The organism is Streptomyces iakyrus (assembly GCF_000717055.1).
GTDB lineage: Bacteria > Actinomycetota > Actinomycetes > Streptomycetales > Streptomycetaceae > Streptomyces > Streptomyces iakyrus.
This window is the reverse complement of record NZ_JNXI01000065.1, coordinates 1-1,646: the sequence shown is the minus strand read 5'-3', so window position 1 is coordinate 1,646 and position 1,646 is coordinate 1. Positions and strand designations below refer to the sequence as shown.

Genomic DNA, 1,646 nt, shown 5'->3' with positions numbered 1-1,646 from the left:
ACTGGCTGTTCTCTATCCGTTCGCATGGTCGGCCCGATTCGAACGGAGTGCTGGATCGGGTGAGTTGGCCGGTGCGGAGGCATGACAGAAGGGCCTCTTGGTAGCTCGCGGATGTCGAGTCCAGCGAGAAGCAAGAGGCCCTGTTGTCGAAGTGTCGCGTGGTTACGGTTGCCGGGTCCAGTCCGGCCACTCCTGGGTGTGACTGTCTCGCCCACAGGTTCGGGAACGCGGCCGACCGGCCGGAGCGCCGGCCCCGATATGGCTCGGACATGAGCGATGCCGAGTGGGCACTCGTGCGGGATCTGCTGCCGGTGCCGTCGTGGCTGGCGGGCCGGGGCGGGCGTCCGGAGGGCTACTGCCACCGGCAGATGATCGACGCAGTGCGTTACCTCGTCGACAACGGCATCAAATGGCGCGCGATGCCCTGCGACTTCCCGCCCTGGCCGCGCGTGTACGCCTTCTTCGCCCGCTGGCGGGATGCGGGACTGGTGGCCGAGCTGCACGACCGGCTGCGCGGAGCCGTCCGCGACGCTGAAGGCCGTGACGAGGAGCCGAGTGCGGCGGTCGTGGACTCGCAGTCGGTGAAGGCGGACGCCACCGTCACCTTCGCTTCACGGGGATACGACGCCGGGAAGAAGATCAACGGACGCAAGCGGCACCTGCTCACCGATACCCTCGGACTTCTTCTGGCCGTGCTCGTCACGCCGGCCTCCACGACCGACCGGGACGCTGCCCGGATCCTGCTGCCGACGGCGAAGAGCCGCTTGCGGCGGCTGTCGCGCATCTGGGCCGACGGCGGTTACACCGGCCATCTCCAGGACTGGACCGCCCGCCACCTCGGACTCGTTCTCGATGTCGTCCGCCGCAGTGACGACGTCGCCGGCTTTCAGGTCCTGCCCCGCCGCTGGGTCGTGGAAAGATCCTTTGCCTGGTTCCTGCGCAGCCGACGTCTGGTCCGTGACTACGAGCGGCGCCCCGACACCAGCGAGACCGTCATCCTGTGGTCGATGACGACACTCATGAGCCGCCGTCTGGCCGCTCAGCACCAGCAACCCGTTCGGGCGCAGGCAGCATGAACTTGCCCGGTTTCTCCTCCACCAGCCAGCCCCGCTCCACCAGCCGCTTCAGCCGTGCCCTCGCCCCCTCGACACGGGAGGCAGACGCGCTGTCCCAGCCCAGCACCACCGCGGCACGCCGGGCACCCAGCCCGTCGCCTCCCGCCTCCAGGGCGGCGGCCATCAACGCCTGGTAGTCCGCCGACAACCCCTCGACCCCGGCCGCGTTCTGCCGATGAGGCACCGCTCGGCGCGGTCCGACCGGCTTCCTCTGTTGCATCCCGTCGGCCACCACGGCGGGCGCCTCCTCCTCGGCCAGCGCCTCCAGATACTGCTCCAGGCCGATCACCCGGTGCCTGAGCACCTCTTCCGCGTCGGTCAGAGCCGCCCGCACCCGCTCCAGCTCGGCTTCGAGTTCTTCTACCCGAACCACCGCGGCCTTCTGCCGCGCCTCCAGGACCGCCCGCATCGACGGCATCCGCCACCCCCACGACATCTCGGCCAGCAACGAGCCGAGACTTCCGCGACAGCCGTGATCTCATGTCTGAGCAGCAAAAGTCGCACCTGAGGTTCGGAAAGAGAACGACCTCT

General features: G+C 68.8%; 2 protein-coding genes. One reads left to right on the top strand and one right to left on the bottom strand.

Translation table 11 applies throughout. The features are described from left to right. The first annotated feature begins 269 nt into the window (after positions 1–269). Positions 270–1,076 carry an IS5 family transposase gene (locus tag OO68_RS41515; RefSeq protein WP_106974550.1) on the top strand — a complete coding sequence of 269 codons (807 nt, stop codon included), beginning with the start codon at positions 270–272 and terminating at the stop codon, positions 1,074–1,076. Here OO68_RS41515 and OO68_RS41510 read toward each other — a convergent pair. Continuing rightward, positions 1,018–1,524, bottom strand: a complete 507-nt coding sequence (locus OO68_RS41510; RefSeq protein ID WP_051815033.1) for a hypothetical protein — start codon at positions 1,522–1,524, stop codon at positions 1,018–1,020. The genes OO68_RS41515 and OO68_RS41510 overlap by 59 nt on opposite strands. Positions 1,525–1,646: the final 122 nt, after the last annotated feature.